Genomic DNA, 14,962 nt, shown 5'->3' with positions numbered 1-14,962 from the left:
CCTCCGTCCTCGGCCAGCTGATCGCCCTCTACGAGCACAAGGTGTTCGTCCAGGGCGCGGTCTGGAACATCGACTCCTTCGACCAGTGGGGCGTCGAGCTCGGCAAGGTCCTCGCCAAGCGCGTCGAACCGGCGCTGACCGAGGGCGCCGACGTGCCCGGTCTTGACGAGTCGTCGAAGGCCCTGGTCGCCAAGTACCGGGAGCTGCGCGGCCGGTAGGCGCCGGTGACGGGTGACCGGGAGACGCCCGGTCACCCGGGGAGACGCCGGAGGGTCCGTCCGTCTCCCGTACAATCCAGGGCGATCACGTCACCGAGTGCTCGGGGGAGCGAAGTTGACCGGTTCGCGCAGAAGATGGCTGGGTGGTCCCCTGTCGGCGGGATCGGTCCTGCGGCCCAAGGCCGTCGCGCAGGCGCTGTTCCATCCGGCGTGGATCCCGGCGCCGGTCGACCCGTCCGTGGAGCGGCTCAAGCGCTTACGGCTCATCGCCGGGGCGGTCGCCGCGTTCGGCGTGTACACCTTCGTGCAGGGCAAGTTCGACTTCACCGAGGTCCTGGAGAACATGCTGACGGCGGCCGCCGTGCTGCTGTTCATCACACCCCTGACGGTCGGCTTGATGCTGTTCGTCTGGCGGCGCACCGGGCGGATCCGCCGACTGCGCGGATCCCTCTTCGACTCCCTCAAGCTGCTGCTGCTCTTCATCGGCACCGTCGTCGTGACCGTCCTGCTGTGGCAGCTCGCGATCTCGCTCGGCGGCATGATGATGATGGTGCCGGGCCTGACGGCGATGTGGCTCACCGGACTCGTGGCGTACGGAGCCGTGCAGGTGACCGGGAACTTCTTCGGCACCGCCGGAGTGCACCGCTGCTCGCCACGGTGACCTCGTGGCTGATGGCCCTCCCGGACCTGCTCACCGGTGATCTGCACGGGCTGAGCCTCACGATGGGCATCGTCTTCATCCTGGGCGCCCCGCTGACGGTCACGGCCATCGCCGCTCTGGAGCTGCGCCGGCTCCGGCGCCGTTACGGGATACGGCTGGGGGCGCACCCTGCCACCCTGCCTCCGTCGATTCCGCCCGCCCCGCCGTACGGGCATCTGCCGCCGCAGCCCGGCCCGTATGCGCCGAGTCCGGCGTTCACGTTCCACCAGGGGGGTCCCCACCCGCCGGGGCCGGGGAACCCGTACCGGCAACCGCAGCACCCGTACCCCCAGGGCCCCCGGAACCCCTACGACCCCCGGGGGTACTGACCCGGCCACGATGCGGGCGGGGCCCGGACGCCGGACGCCGGACGGGCTGTTCAGCCCGTCCGGCGTCCGAGGAGGAACGCGGTCGCGACCCGGGGGCCGTGCCGTCCGGTGTCCTACGGCGACGCGGGCGGATACAGCGAGCGGGGCAACTGCGAGGCCGCCGCGGAGTCCAGCAGCCACAGGGTGCGGGACCGGCCGTAGGCGCCGGCCGCCGGCGCCTGCACCTCACCGGCGCCCGACAGGGCGATGGCCGCCGCCCGCGCCTTGTCCTCGCCGGCCGCCAGCAGCCACACCTCCCGGGCGGAACGGATGGCGGGCAGCGTCAGCGAGATGCGCGTCGGCGGCGGCTTCGGCGCCCCGTGCACCCCGACGACCATGCGGTCGGTCTCGCGCACCGCGGGCAGCTCCGGGAAGAGCGAGGCCACGTGGGTGTCCGGGCCGACGCCCAGCATCAGGACGTCGAACGTCGGCACGGGCCCGTGGTTCTCGGGATCCGCCGCCTTCGCGAGCTCGGCGGCGTACGCCTCGGCCGCCGCGTCCGCGTCGCCGCCGTACGGGCCGTCGGACGCGGGCATCGCGTGGACCCGCGCGGGGTCCAGCGGGACCGAGTCAAGCAGCACCTCGCGGGCCTGGGTGACATTGCGCTCCGGGTCGCCCTCGGGCAGGAACCGCTCGTCGCCCCACCACAGGTCGAGGCGGGCCCAGTCGACGGCGTCCCGGGCGGGCTCGGCGGCCAGCGCCGCGAGCAGACCGTTGCCGTTGCGTCCGCCGGTGAGCACCACCGAGGCGTGGCCGCGCGAGGCCTGCGCGTCCACGATCTTCGTGACCAGCCGGGCCGCGGCGGCCCTCGCCATCAGCTCCTTGTCGTGGTGGACGACGAGCTGCGGAGTGCTCACTTGGCGGCCGCCTTCCTGGCCGGGGCCTTCGCGGCCTTCTTGGCGGGCGCCTTCGCGGCCCGCCCGGCCGGTGCCTCGTCGGTGGCCGCACCGGAGTCCGGGACCTGCGCCGGCGCGTCGGCGGAGCCGGCGGTCAGCCGGTCCACGCCGTACCGCAGCGCTGAGGCGTAGGTGTCGTCCGGGTCCAGCCGGCGCAGCTCCTCCGCGATCAGCTCGGCGGTCTCGCGGCGCTTGAGGGCCACCGCGCGGGCGGGCTGGCCCTCGATGGTCAGCGTCGCCAGCGAGCCGTCGGCGCGGTCCAGGACGATCGGGCCGCAGTCGGTGTCCATCCGGACGGCGGTGAGGCCGGGGCCCGACGAAACCGAGCGCCTGACCGGGACGTCGAGCCGGTCCGCCAGCCACATGCCGAGCAGCTCGCAGCTCGGGTTGAACTCCTCGCCCTCCACCTCGACCGCCTTGACCTCGCAGACGACCTGGTCCAGAGCCGCGGCCAGCATCGAACGCCAGGGCGTGATGCGGGTCCACGACAGGTCCGTGTCACCGGGGGCGTAGGCGTCGGCGCGGGCGGCGAGTTCCCGTACCGGCTGCTCGGAGGCGTAGGTGTCGGTGACCCGGCGCTGGGCGAGGGCGCCCAGCGGGTCGTTGGCCGGGTCGCTCGGCGCGTTCACCGGCCACCAGACGACGACGGGCGCGTCCGGCAGCAGCAGCGGGAGCACGACGGACTGGGCGTGGTCCACGACCTCGCCGTACAGGCGCAGGATGACCGTCTCGCCGGTGCCGGCCTCCACCCCGAGGCGGACCTCGGCGTCGAGGCGCGACTTCGTGCGGTCGCGGGGCGAGCGCGAGACGCGCTTGATGACCACGAGGGTGCGCGAGGGGTGCTCGCGTGAAGCGTCGTTCGCGGCCTTCAGCGCGTCGTAGGCGTTCTCCTCGTCCGTCACGATGACGAGGGTGAGCACCATGCCGACGGCCGGGGTGCCGATGGCGCGGCGGCCCTGGACGAGCGCCTTGTTGATCTTGCTGGCCGTGGTGTCCGTGAGATCTGTCTTCATGGCCGCCGCCAGCTCCGTCCGTCTCGTTCCAGCATCTGGTCCGCCTCGACGGGACCCCAGGTGCCGGCCAGGTACTGCGCGGGCTTGCCGTGCGCGTCCCAGTACTCCTCGATCGGGTCGAGGATCTTCCAGGACAGCTCGACCTCCTCCGTGCGCGGGAAGAGGTTCGAGTCGCCGAGCAGGACGTCGAGGATCAGCCGCTCGTAGGCCTCCGGGCTGGACTCCGTGAAGGACTCGCCGTACGCGAAGTCCATCGACACGTCCCGGATCTCCATGGAGGTGCCGGGGACCTTGGAGCCGAAGCGGACCGTGATGCCCTCGTCCGGCTGGACGCGGATGACGATCGCGTTCGAGCCGAGCTCCTCGGTCGCCGTGTGGTCGAAGGGGGAGTGCGGGGCGCGCTGGAAGACGACCGCGATCTCGGTGACGCGGCGGCCCAGACGCTTGCCCGTACGGAGATAGAAGGGGACGCCCGCCCAGCGGCGGTTGTCGATCTCCAGCTTGACGGCCGCGTAGGTGTCGGTCGTCGACTTGGCGTCGATACCGTCCTCCTGGAGGTAGCCGACGACCTTCTCGCCGCCCTGCCACCCCGCCGCGTACTGCCCGCGGACCGTGTTGCTGCCCAGGTCCTTCGGCAGCCTGGCCGCGCCGAGCACCTTGGTCTTCTCGGCGGCGAGCGCGTCCGCGTCGAAGGAGGCCGGCTCCTCCATGGCGGTCAGCGCCATCAGCTGGAGCAGGTGGTTCTGGATGACGTCACGCGCGGCGCCGATACCGTCGTAGTAGCCGGCGCGTCCGCCGATGCCGATGTCCTCGGCCATCGTGATCTGGATGTGGTCGACGTACGACCGGTTCCAGATCGGCTCGAACATCTGGTTCGCGAAGCGCAGCGCCAGGATGTTCTGGACGGTCTCCTTGCCCAGGTAGTGGTCGATGCGGAAGACCTGCTCGGGGGCGAAGACCTCGTGGACGATCGCGTTGAGCTCCTCGGCCGACCTGAGGTCGTGGCCGAAGGGCTTCTCGATGACCGCGCGCCGCCAGGACCCGCCCTGCTGGTCGGCCAGCCCGTGCTTCTTGAGCTGCTGCACGACCTTGGGGAAGAACTTGGGCGGCACGGAGAGGTAGAAGGCGAAGTTGCCGCCCGTGCCCTGGGCCTTGTCGAGGTCCTCGATCGTCGCCTTCAGCTGCTCGAAGGCGTCGTCGTCGTCGAAGTTGCCCTGGACGAAGCGCATGCCCTGGATGAGCTGCTGCCAGACCTCCTCGCGGAACTCCGTGCGGGCGTGCTCCTTGACGGCGTCATGGACCTCCTGGGCGAAGTCCTCGTCCTGCCACTCGCGCCGGGCGAAGCCGACGAGCGAGAAGCCCGGTGGCAGCAGTCCGCGGTTGGCGAGGTCGTACACGGCGGGCATCAGCTTTTTACGTGACAAATCGCCCGTGACGCCGAAGATGACCAGGCCCGACGGCCCCGCGATACGCGGGAGCCGTCGGTCTGCGGGGTCACGCAGCGGATTGCTGCTCGACAAGATTTCAGCCCTCCGAAGGGGCGAGGCGCTGGAGCTCTGCCTCGGTCGACTTGAGCAGGTCGTTCCAGGCGGACTCGAACTTGTCGATGCCTTCGTCCTCCAGCAGCTGCACCACCTCGTCGTACGAGATCCCGAGCTTCTCGACCGCGTCGAGATCGGCGCGGGCCTGCTCGTACGTACCGGAGACGGTGTTCCCGGTGATCTCGCCCTCGCTCCCGGTCGCCTCGAGCGTGGCCTCCGGCATGGTGTTCACCGTGTTCGGCGCGACCAGCTGGTCGACGTACATGGTGGCCTTGTACGCCGGGTCCTTGACGCCCGTCGACGCCCAGAGCGGACGCTGCTTGTTGGCCTGCGCCTTGTCGAGGGCGGCCCAGCGCTCGCCGCTGAACACCTCCTCGTACGTCTGGTAGGCGAGCCGCGCGTTGGCGAGGGCGGCCTTGCCGCGGACGGCCTTGGCCTCGTCGGTGCCGAGCGCGTCGAGCCGCTTGTCGATCTCCGCGTCCACCCGGGACACGAAGAAGGACGCCACCGAGTGGATCTTGGAGAGGTCCAGGCCGCGCTCCTTGGCCTTCTCCAGACCGGCCAGGTAGGCGTCCATGACCTTGCGGTAGCGCTCCAGGGAGAAGATCAGCGTCACGTTCACGCTGATGCCGAGGCCGATGACCTCGGTGATCGCCGGGATGCCCGCCTCGGTGGCCGGGATCTTGATGAGCGTGTTCGGGCGGTCGACCAGCCAGGCGAGCTGCTTGGCCTCGGCGACGGTCGCCTTGGTGTTGTGCGCCAGACGCGGGTCGACCTCGATGGAGACCCGGCCGTCCTGGCCGTCCGTGGAGTCGAAGACCGGCCGCAGGATGTCGGCGGCGTCACGGACGTCCACCGTGGTGATCATGCGGATGGCTTCCTCGACCGTGACCCGGCGGGCGGCGAGGTCGGAGAGCTGCTGGTCGTAACCGTCACCCTGCGAGATGGCCTTCTGGAAGATCGACGGGTTGGTGGTGACGCCCACGACGTGCTGCTGATCCATCAGCTCGGCGAGATTGCCGGACGTGATCCGCTTGCGCGACAGATCGTCCAGCCAGATCGCCACGCCTTCCTCGGATAGGCGCTTGAGTGCGTCTGTCATGGAAAATGCATCTCCTACGTGTCGTATGTCAGCGTCAGCGCTGGGCTGCGGCGATCGATTCCCGGGCGGCGGAGGCGACGTTCTCGGCAGTGAAGCCGAACTCCTGGAAGAGCACCTTGCCGTCGGCGGAAGCACCGAAGTGCTCCAGCGAAACAATGCGTCCGGCGTCGCCGACGAAGCGGTGCCAGGTCAGACCGATGCCGGCTTCCACCGCCACCCGCGCCCTGACGGACGGCGGCAGGACGCTGTCCCGGTACCCCTGGTCCTGCTCCTCGAACCACTCCACGGACGGCATGGACACGACCCGTGTCGCGATGCCCGCGGCCTGGAGCTGCTCACGCGCCCCGACGGCCACATGCACCTCGGAGCCGGTGCCGATCAGGATGACCTCGGGCGTGCCGCCCTCGGCCTCCAGCAGGACGTAACCGCCCTTGGCCGCGTTCTCGTCGGGCTCGTACGTCGGCACACCCTGACGGGTCAGCACCAGGCCGTGCGGAGCGCCCTCGCCGAACACCTTGGTGTAGCGGCGGAGGATCTCGCGCCAGGCGATCGCGGTCTCGTTGGCGTCCGCCGGGCGGACGACGTTCAGGCCGGGGATCGCGCGCAGCGACGCCAGGTGCTCGACCGGCTGGTGGGTGGGGCCGTCCTCGCCGAGGCCGATGGAGTCGTGCGTCCACACGTACGTCACCGGAAGCTGCATGAGGGCGGACAGGCGTACGGCGTTGCGCATGTAGTCGGAGAACACCAGGAAGGTGCCGCCGTAGACGCGGGTGTTGCCGTGCAGCGCGATGCCGTTCATCTCCGCGGCCATGGAGTGCTCGCGGATGCCGAAGTGCACCGTGCGGCCGTACTGGTCCGCGCCGGGCAGCGGGTTGCCCTCCGGGAGGAACGACGAGTTCTTGTCGATCGTCGTGTTGTTCGAGCCGGCGAGGTCGGCGGAGCCGCCCCACAACTCGGGGATGACCGCGCCGAGTGCCTGGAGCACCTTGCCGGACGCGGCACGCGTGGCGACGGACGTGCCCGCCTCGAAGACCGGGAGCTTGTCCTCCCAGCCGTCCGGCAGCGCGGTCGACGCGATGCGGTCGAACTCGGCGGCGCGCTCGGGTTCGGCGGTGCGCCAGGCGGCGAACGTCTTGTCCCACTCGGCCTTGGCCTCACGGCCCCGGTCGAGGGCGCCACGGGTGTGGGCGAGGACCTCGTCGGACACCTCGAAGGACTTCTCGGGGTCGAAGCCGAGGACGCGCTTGGTGGCCGCGACCTCGTCGTCGCCGAGCGCCGAGCCGTGCGCGGCCTCGGTGTTCTGCGCGTTCGGGGCGGGCCAGGCGATGATCGAGCGCATCGCGATGAACGACGGCTTGTCCGTCACGGCCTTCGCGGCCTGGATCGCCGCGAAGAGCGCCTGCGGGTCGAGGTCGCCGTTCTCCTTCGGCTGCACCCGCTGCACGTGCCAGCCGTACGCCTCGTACCGCTTGACGGTGTCCTCGGAGACGGCCGTCTCGGTGTCGCCCTCGATCGAGATGTGGTTGTCGTCCCACAGCAGGACCAGGTTGCCGAGCTTCTGGTGGCCCGCGAGGGAGGACGCCTCTGCGGAGATGCCCTCCTGGAGGCAGCCGTCGCCGGCGATCGCGTAGACGAAGTGGTCGAACGGGGAGGTGCCGGGGGCGGCCTCCGGGTCGAACAGACCGCGCTCGTAGCGAGCGGCCATGGCCATGCCCACCGCGTTGGCGACGCCCTGGCCGAGCGGGCCGGTCGTCGTCTCGACACCGGTCGTGTGGCCGTACTCGGGGTGACCGGGCGTCTTGGAGCCCCACGTCCGGAAGGACTGGAGGTCCTCCAGCTCCAGGCCGAAGCCGGCCAGGTACAGCTGGATGTAGAGGGTCAGGGACGAGTGACCCGCGGACAGCACGAAGCGGTCGCGTCCGGTCCAGTCGGCGTCCGCCGGGTCGTGCCGCATCACCTTCTGGAAGAGGGTGTAGGCGGCGGGCGCCAGGCTCATCGCCGTACCGGGATGGCCGTTGCCGACCTTCTGTACGGCATCGGCGGCCAGGACGCGGGCGGTGTCGACGGCCCGCTGGTCCAACTCGGTCCACTCGAGGTCTGTGGTGGTCGGCTTGGTGCTCACCCTGAGTCAGGGCTCCTCTCCACATGGTCCACATGTCGAATGCCGGTGCGCTTGGCGCCCACCGGACTTTGTCGAGCCTACCCCCGTAAGTACCTGCGTTTTTTCGACTCATTCCAGACTGGCGGGACTGGACGGGATCCGCCTCCCGACCGGCCCGTTCCCTGTGTGGCAAGTGAATACGGAGGCGCTCATCTGACTGCTCAATCGAGAGGCACCCAGCTCTTTGTGCGGAGCCCGACAACACGACCCCACCCCCGCGAAGGGCGGGGTCTGGGCAACGTCTACAGTGGCGTGGTACGCGCGAGCCTTTACGGGGAGTTCACACCCGGGGGCTTGCTGGGATGTCTCTGTCAGGGGTGTGCGTGACGGCCGTCGAATCCCGTCCAGCGGGTGGGGGCACCGCCCATGCCGTGAAGACCAGGGGAGAGCTCGGGAGAAACACCGGCCCGGGCCACCGGCCGCTCGGGGCCCGGGTGAAGGCGTTCGTGGCGCTGACCAAGCCGCGGATCATCGAACTGCTGCTGATCACCACCGTGCCGGTGATGTTCCTGGCCGAGCAGGGTGTGCCCGACCTGAAGCTGGTGCTGCTGACCTGCCTGGGCGGCTACCTGTCGGCGGGGGGCGCCAACGCGCTCAACATGTACATCGACCGCGACATCGACGCCCTGATGGACCGCACCGCCCAGCGGCCCCTGGTCACCGGCATGGTCAGCCCGCGCGAGTGCCTGGCCTTCGGCCTCTCGCTCGCGGTGGTCTCCACGCTGCTGTTCGGCCTGACGGTCAACTGGCTGTCGGCCTGGCTGTCGCTCGGCGCCCTGCTCTTCTACGTGGTCGTCTACACGATGATCCTCAAGCGCCGTACGTCGCAGAACATCGTCTGGGGCGGCATCGCGGGCTGCATGCCGGTCCTCATCGGCTGGTCCTCGGTCACGAACTCGATGTCGTGGGCCCCGGTCGTCCTCTTCCTCGTCATGTTCTTCTGGACGCCGCCGCACTACTGGCCGCTGTCGATGAAGGTGCGGGACGACTACGCGCGCGTGGGCGTGCCCATGCTTCCGGTCATCGCCTCGAACAAGGTGGTCGCCCGCCAGATCGTCCTCTACAGCTGGATGATGGTCGCCGTCTCGCTGCTGCTCACCCCGCTCGGCTACACCGGCTGGTTCTACACCGCGGTCGCGCTGGTGGCCGGCGGCTGGTGGCTGTGGGAGGCGCACGGTCTGCAGAACCGCGCCAGATCCGAGGCGACGGGCGGCAAGCTCAAGGAGATGCGGCTGTTCCACTGGTCCATCACCTACGTGTCGCTGCTCTTCGTGGCGGTCGCGGTGGACCCCTTCCTGCGCTAGACACCTCCGACGGGCGGGGTGCGTGGTCAAGGCCACGCACCCCGCCCGTCGCCGTTCGATCTACCCGTCGGTAGCATCCTGGCCATGGCAGACACCGAGCAGGTTGACGAGAGCACCGGCGCCACGCAGGACGCCAAGACCGAGCGCCGGGCCGCCCGGCTCGCCAAGGAGATCGCCACCTTCGCCAAGGCGCACGGCGGGACCGAGGGTCACATCGAGTACCTGGGGCAGCGGGGCGCCCGGATCGTGCTCGTCGGCGCGGACGGCGGCTGGGGCGACCTGGTGGCCCCCACGTACGCCGTCGCGGAGCAGGCCGTGAAGAAGTCCGGCATCACCGTGCACGAGGAGTTCGACGGCGAGTTCGCGGCCAGGGTGGAGACGGGCCCGTACGAGTGGAAGCGCATGGCAGGCCTCCAGCTCGGCTCCCCCAGCAACACCTGAACCCCACCCACGCGCCCGCGGACGAAAAGGTGGCCGCGCCCCGCCAAGGGGCGCGGGGAACGGCGCGCCCAGCCCCCACGCACCCGCGGACGACAGGCGCGCCGCACCCCGCCAGGGGGCGCGGGGAACGGCGCGCCCAGCCCCCACGCACCCGCGGACGAAACCCGGACGCCCGCCCCAGGACCAGGTGACACCCGGACGCCCGCCCCAGGACCAGGTGACACAGCGGAGCGCTTTCGCACGGGGTGTGCGGCAGCAGCACCTCCACCCCCGTTCACCCGTTAGGACCTGAGAACCCACGGTCCGCTCACGGGAGTCCGGATGATCGAAACGCCGTCCCTCGTGGACCAGTACTGCCACGGAGTGCTCCGCACGGAGCTGGGACTCGGAACCTTCGAGGCCCACCTGTCCCGCACGGAGGGCCCGGCCGCCCCCGGCACCACCTTCTTCGACACCCAGACGGGCTTCGCGGTACGCCGCTGGTGCCCGCCCCTGCTGGGCCTGGAGCCGCACTGCCCGCCCGCCCACTACCTCGCCAGGCGCCGCGAACTGGGCGTACTGGAGGCCGGCCGCAGACTCCTGCGGGGCAGCGGCATCACGACGTACCTCGTCGACGCCGGGCTGCCGGGCGACCTCACGGGACCGGGCGAGATGGCCTCCGCGGGGGACGCGCGGGCCCACGAAGTCGTCCGGCTGGAACTGCTGGCCGAGCAGGTCGCCGACACCTCCGGCACCGTCGAGTCGTTCCTCGCCAATCTCGCCGAGTCCGTCCACGGCGCGGCCTCGAACGCCGTCGCCTTCACCTCCGTGGCGGGCATGCGGCACGGCCTCGCGCTGGCTCCCGAGCCGCCGGGACCGGGGGAGGTGCGGGGCGCGGCGGGCGGCTGGCTGGCCGGACGGCGCGTGGGCGGGGAGCTGAGCGATCCGGTCCTGCTGAGGCACCTGCTGTGGATCGCGGTCGCCTCGGGGCTGCCCCTCCAGCTCCACGCCGGCATGGGCGCGCCCGGTCTGCGCATCGACCGGACCGATCCCGCCCTGCTCACCGACTTCGCCCGCGCCACGGCCGGACTCGGCACCGATCTCGTCCTGCTGCACGGCTACCCGTACCACCGCCACGCGGCCCACCTGACCGGGGTCTTCCCGCACGTGTACGCCGACCTCGGCGCCGCGCTGGTGAGCACCGGGGCGCGGGCGGCGGCCGTGCTCGCGGAGATCCTGGAGCTGGCGCCCTTCGGCAAGCTCCTCTTCTCCAGCGGCGCACACGGTCTGCCCGAACTCCACGTGGTGGGCGCACGCCTCTTCCGCGAGGCCCTCGCGCGGGTGCTCGGCACCTGGGTCGCCGAGGGCGCCTGGTCCCTCGCGGACGCTCAGCGGGTGGCGGGGCTCATCGCCGCCGGGAACGCGCGCCGGGTGTACGCCCTGGAGTGAGGCTCACGCGCGCGTGAGCGCCGGTTCCGTCGCGGGGTCCGGCAGACCGGCCGGGGTGTCCGGACGCTCGCGCAGGGACAGCAGTACGCGCAGGACGCCGATCCACACCAGGCAGGAGCCGAACATGTGGAGGCCGACCAGCACCTCGGGGAGTTCCGTGAAGTACTGGACATAGCCGATGAGGCCCTGGGCGAGGAGGATCACGAACAGGTCGCGGGTGCGGTCCAGGGGGCCCTTGGGGGCGTCGACGGCCTTCAGGACGAACCACAGGGCGAAGGTCAGGGTGACGACGATCCAGGCCAGTACGGCGTGCAGCTTGCTCACGGTCTCCCAGTCCAGCGGCATGCGCTCGACGTCACTGGAGTCGCCCGCGTGCGGCCCGGCGCCGGTGACCACGGTGCCGACCGCGATCAGCAGTACGGAGGCGGCGACCAGGAACCACACCAGCTGCTGCACGGCCGCGCCGACCAGCGGCCGCGGTTCGCCGTCACCCTCACGGGTGCGCTGCCACATCAGCGTGGCGACCGCGATCAGCGCCGTGGACAGCAGGAAGTGGGCGGCGACCGTGTACGGGTTCAGGCCGACCAGGACGACGATCCCGCCGAGGATCGCGTTGCCCATGACGATCCAGAACTGTGCCCAGCCGAGCCGGGTGACACCGCGCCGCCACGGCTTCTGCGCACGCGCGGCGACGATCGCCCAGCCGACCGCGGCGCACAGCACGTAGGTGAGCATGCGGTTGCCGAACTCGATGACGCCGTGGAAGCCCATCGCGCCGGTGGTGGTCAGCGAGTCGTCCGTGCACTTGGGCCAGGTCGGGCAGCCGAGCCCGGAGCCGGTCAGCCGCACGGCGCCGCCGGTGACCACGATGGCCACCGCCATGACGAGGGCGGCGAGGGCCGCCCGCCGCACCGTCCGGGGGGCGGGGGTCCAGCGGTCGGCGATGAAGGCGAGCGGGTTGCGCGCGGCTCGGGTCACGTCGGCTCGGGTCACGTTGGGCACGGACACCATGGTAGGCGGGCGCTTGTGCATGCCTTCACGAGGGGGAGGTCTCTACTCCCACCGGAAGAATCGGGCGGCGGCGCCGAGCCCCGCGACCGCCCACACGGCGAGGATCCCGAGGTCGCCCCACGGCATCCCGGACCCGTGCTGGAGCACGTCCCGCAGGCCGTCCGACAGGGCGGAGATCGGCAGCAGCCCGAGCACGTCCTGCGCGCCGGAGGGGAACTTGTCGAGCGGGACGACGACGCCGCCGCCCACCAGGAGCAGCAGGAAGACGAGGTTGGCGGCGGCCAGGGTCGCCTCCGCCTTCAGCGTGCCCGCCATCAGCAGTCCGAGGCCGGAGAAGGCGGCGGTGCCGAGGACGAGCAGGAGCAGCACGGCGAGGGGGCTGCCGTGCGGGGACCAGCCGAGCGCGAGGGCGATCGCCGTCAGGAGGATCACCTGGAGGACCTCGGTGACCAGGACGGACGCGGTCTTCGCGGTCATCAGGGCCCAGCGCGGCAGCGGGGAGGCGGCGAGCCGCTTCAGGACTCCGTAGCGGCGCTCGAAGCCGGTGGCGATGGCCTGCCCGGTGAACGCGGTCGACATCACGGCCAGCGCGAGGATGCCGGGCGCGAGGAAGTCGACGGCCTCGCCCGTGCCCGTGTCGACGACGTCCACCGTGCTGAACAGGACCAGCAGGAGTGTCGGGATGACGACGGTGAGGAGGAGCTGCTCGCCGTTGCGCAGCAGCATCTTCGTCTCCAGCACCGCCTGGGCGCCGATCATCCGGGGGAGCGGCGCGGCTCCGGGCCGCGGGGAGTACGTACCGGCGGCGCTCATCCGCGCAGCTCCTTGCCCGTGAGTTCCAGGAAGACGTCTTCGAGGGTGTGGCGTTCGACGGCAATCTTCTCCGGCATCACGCCGTGCTGGGCGCACCAGGAGGTGACCGTCGCCAGCAGTTGCGGATCGACCTTGCCGCCGACCCGGTAGGCGCCCGGCGTCAGCTCGACGGCCGTGCAGTCCGCCGGGAGGGCCTTCAGCAGGGACCCCACGTCGAGCCCGGGCCGGCCGGTGAAGCGCAGGGTGTTCTCCGCGCCGCCGCGGCACAGCTCGTCGGGGGAGCCCTGGGCGACGACCCGGCCCGCGTCGATGATCGCCACGTCGTCGGCGAGCTGCTCGGCCTCGTCCATGTGGTGCGTGGTGAGGATGACGGAGACGCCGTCGGCGCGCAGGTCGCGCACCAGGTCCCAGGTCGCGCGGCGGGCCTGCGGGTCGAGCCCCGCCGTGGGCTCGTCCAGGAAGACCAGCTCGGGCCGGCCGACCACGGCCATCGCCAGCGCGAGCCGCTGCTGCTGGCCGCCGGACAGCCGGCGGTACGTCGTGCGGCCGCAGCCGCCGAGCCCCAGCCGCTCGATCAGCGCGTCCACGTCCAGCGGGTGGGCGTGCAGCTTCGCCACGTGGCGGAGCATCTCGTCGGCGCGGGCGCCCGAGTAGACACCGCCGGACTGGAGCATGACCCCGATCCGCGGACGCAGCCGCCCGGACTGCCGGACCGGGTCGAGGCCCAGGACGCGCACCGTGCCGGAGTCCGGCTTCCGGTAGCCCTCGCAGGTCTCGACCGTGGTGGTCTTGCCCGCGCCGTTGGGTCCGAGTACGGCGGTGATGCCCGCTTCGGCCACCAGGTCGAGGCCGTCCACCGCGGTCTTCGTGCCGTACCGCTTCACCAGGGCCTGGACCTGGACCACGGGCTCGCTTCGCATGAGGAACAAGTCTAGGGACGCGTCCGGGTGCCGGGGTGCGCGGGGCCCACGACCCGGGGACCGGCCGCCGGCTTCGGGCGGCTCCGCGGCTCCTCGTCGGCGATCCACGCCTCGCGCGAGCGGTGCAGCGCCAGCCACCGCTGCGCGTACGCCACGGCGGCGGCGACCGGGAACAGCCGCGCGTCGGCGGCGCCCACCCGGCCCCGTACGACGGGACGGTCCCGTTCGAAGTCGGCGCCCAGCTCGTCGAAGCGCTCGGAGGTGATCGACACCTCGGTCACCACCTCCCAGCGCGCCGTTCCGTCCGGTCCGAGGACCGGCCGGCCCACCTCGGCCACCGGGGACGGGATGCGGTACTCGGCGAGGTGGAAGGCTGTGCACGCCTCGTATCCGGCGCCGAGCAGCAGGACGCGGGCGTCCATGGCCTCCAGGCGGGCCAGCGGGCTGCGCTCACCGAGACGGCAGTCGGGGGCGTGCCCCTCGACCACCTCCGCCGCGCGCGCCCCGAGGGCGGCGAACGAGGTCTGCGGGTGCGCGCTGCGCAGGGCGCCGGGCCAGGTGCGGACGGTCTCCGGGATCACGCCGACCCCGCGGCTGGGCGTGATCAGCGGATCGTAGGCGGGCATCGTCGCGCGGATGGCGGGCCACCACTCCTCGGGAACCGGCGGATTGCCCCACAGGGCCGGGTCGGAGAGATCACCGGACTGGGTGGGGACGACCAGCGTCCCGTCGGGACCGAGCGCGTCGAGCAGTCCCTGGACGACGGCGGGCGCGCCGCCGCAGACCCAGCCGAGGGAGCTGAGCGAGGAGTGCGCGAGGAGCGTCTCGCCGGGGCGCACGCCGAGTTCGCGCAGCCGTGCGGCGAGCCCGGATCTGGTGACGAGTGGGCCGGTCGGAGGCGGTACGGACACGTCGGCAGTCTGCTGGAACGCCCCCGGGAACGCCACCGGATTGATCGATCAAAGATCGTTTCCGCAGGTCGTATTAGGTATGCCTAAGTGACGCAGGGCACCGTCCGCGCCCCGGGCGCGGGTTGTCAGGCTCAA

14 protein-coding genes and 1 pseudogene are annotated in these 14,962 nt (G+C 71.5%); 6 read left to right on the top strand and 9 right to left on the bottom strand.

What is annotated here, in order from left to right; genetic code table 11:
- The 3 genes and pseudogenes from AC0ZLC_RS33740 to AC0ZLC_RS33730 form a co-directional block, all read left to right on the top strand.
- Positions 1 to 218, top strand: a pseudogene (locus AC0ZLC_RS33740) (glucose-6-phosphate isomerase); the annotation flags it as partial.
- A gap of 115 nt (positions 219 to 333) precedes the next feature.
- Positions 334 to 879: a hypothetical protein gene (locus AC0ZLC_RS33735; protein WP_476755737.1), complete on the top strand. Its 546-nt coding sequence runs from the start codon at positions 334 to 336 to the stop codon at positions 877 to 879.
- Positions 880 to 890: 11 nt separating this feature from the next.
- The gene (locus tag AC0ZLC_RS33730; protein WP_476755736.1) at positions 891 to 1,247 is read left to right on the top strand and encodes a hypothetical protein; all 357 of its coding nucleotides are present in this window, start codon (positions 891 to 893) and stop codon (positions 1,245 to 1,247) included.
- A gap of 113 nt (positions 1,248 to 1,360) precedes the next feature.
- Here AC0ZLC_RS33730 and pgl read toward each other — a convergent pair whose 3' ends face one another.
- From pgl to tkt, 5 genes are read right to left on the bottom strand one after another with little or no spacing between them, the layout of a single operon-like run.
- Positions 1,361 to 2,143, bottom strand: a complete 783-nt coding sequence (gene pgl / locus AC0ZLC_RS33725) for a 6-phosphogluconolactonase (RefSeq protein WP_476755735.1) — start codon at positions 2,141 to 2,143, stop codon at positions 1,361 to 1,363.
- Positions 2,140 to 3,195: a glucose-6-phosphate dehydrogenase assembly protein OpcA gene (gene opcA / locus AC0ZLC_RS33720; RefSeq protein WP_476755734.1), complete on the bottom strand. Its 1,056-nt coding sequence runs from the start codon at positions 3,193 to 3,195 to the stop codon at positions 2,140 to 2,142. Before opcA ends, pgl begins: the two co-directional genes overlap by 4 nt.
- Complete coding sequence (gene zwf, locus AC0ZLC_RS33715; protein WP_476755739.1) at positions 3,192 to 4,718, bottom strand: glucose-6-phosphate dehydrogenase; 1,527 nt, start codon at positions 4,716 to 4,718, stop codon at positions 3,192 to 3,194. Before zwf ends, opcA begins: the two co-directional genes overlap by 4 nt.
- Position 4,719: 1 nt before the next feature.
- Entirely contained in the window at positions 4,720 to 5,838 is a 1,119-nt protein-coding gene (gene tal, locus AC0ZLC_RS33710; protein ID WP_476755733.1) for a transaldolase, read from the bottom strand.
- 34 nt (positions 5,839 to 5,872) lie between these two features.
- The gene (gene tkt / locus AC0ZLC_RS33705; RefSeq protein ID WP_476755732.1) at positions 5,873 to 7,960 is read right to left on the bottom strand and encodes a transketolase; all 2,088 of its coding nucleotides are present in this window, start codon (positions 7,958 to 7,960) and stop codon (positions 5,873 to 5,875) included.
- 356 nt (positions 7,961 to 8,316) lie between these two features.
- Here tkt and AC0ZLC_RS33700 point away from each other — a divergent pair, with 356 nt between their 5' ends.
- From AC0ZLC_RS33700 to AC0ZLC_RS33690, 3 genes are all read left to right on the top strand, one after another.
- Positions 8,317 to 9,303 (top strand): heme o synthase, encoded by a 987-nt coding sequence (locus AC0ZLC_RS33700; protein WP_476755738.1) that lies wholly within the window; start codon positions 8,317 to 8,319, stop codon positions 9,301 to 9,303.
- 84 nt (positions 9,304 to 9,387) lie between these two features.
- Complete coding sequence (locus tag AC0ZLC_RS33695) at positions 9,388 to 9,744, top strand: hypothetical protein (protein WP_476755731.1); 357 nt, start codon at positions 9,388 to 9,390, stop codon at positions 9,742 to 9,744.
- 321 nt (positions 9,745 to 10,065) lie between these two features.
- Complete coding sequence (locus AC0ZLC_RS33690) at positions 10,066 to 11,172, top strand: amidohydrolase family protein (protein WP_476755730.1); 1,107 nt, start codon at positions 10,066 to 10,068, stop codon at positions 11,170 to 11,172.
- A gap of 3 nt (positions 11,173 to 11,175) precedes the next feature.
- On the opposite strand, the gene AC0ZLC_RS33685 is transcribed toward AC0ZLC_RS33690, so the two are convergent.
- Genes AC0ZLC_RS33685 through AC0ZLC_RS33670 form a run of 4 tightly spaced genes read right to left on the bottom strand, consistent with a single transcriptional unit; the run spans position 11,176 to position 14,827 of the window.
- The gene (locus AC0ZLC_RS33685; protein ID WP_476755729.1) at positions 11,176 to 12,183 is read right to left on the bottom strand and encodes a COX15/CtaA family protein; all 1,008 of its coding nucleotides are present in this window, start codon (positions 12,181 to 12,183) and stop codon (positions 11,176 to 11,178) included.
- A gap of 42 nt (positions 12,184 to 12,225) precedes the next feature.
- On the bottom strand, positions 12,226 to 12,996 hold the full coding sequence (locus AC0ZLC_RS33680; protein ID WP_476755728.1) for an ABC transporter permease: 771 nt from the start codon (positions 12,994 to 12,996) through the stop codon (positions 12,226 to 12,228).
- A complete protein-coding gene (locus AC0ZLC_RS33675; RefSeq protein WP_476755727.1) occupies positions 12,993 to 13,916 on the bottom strand; it encodes an ABC transporter ATP-binding protein in 924 nt (307 codons plus the stop codon). Before AC0ZLC_RS33675 ends, AC0ZLC_RS33680 begins: the two co-directional genes overlap by 4 nt.
- A gap of 11 nt (positions 13,917 to 13,927) precedes the next feature.
- A complete protein-coding gene (locus AC0ZLC_RS33670; protein WP_476755726.1) occupies positions 13,928 to 14,827 on the bottom strand; it encodes an AAC(3) family N-acetyltransferase in 900 nt (299 codons plus the stop codon).
- Between the last annotated feature and the right edge of the window lie 135 nt (positions 14,828 to 14,962).

The organism is Streptomyces sp. GLSS-08 (assembly GCF_056387915.1).
The sequence above is the reverse complement of the archived record's forward strand: the minus strand, read 5'-3'. Positions and strand labels throughout refer to the sequence as shown.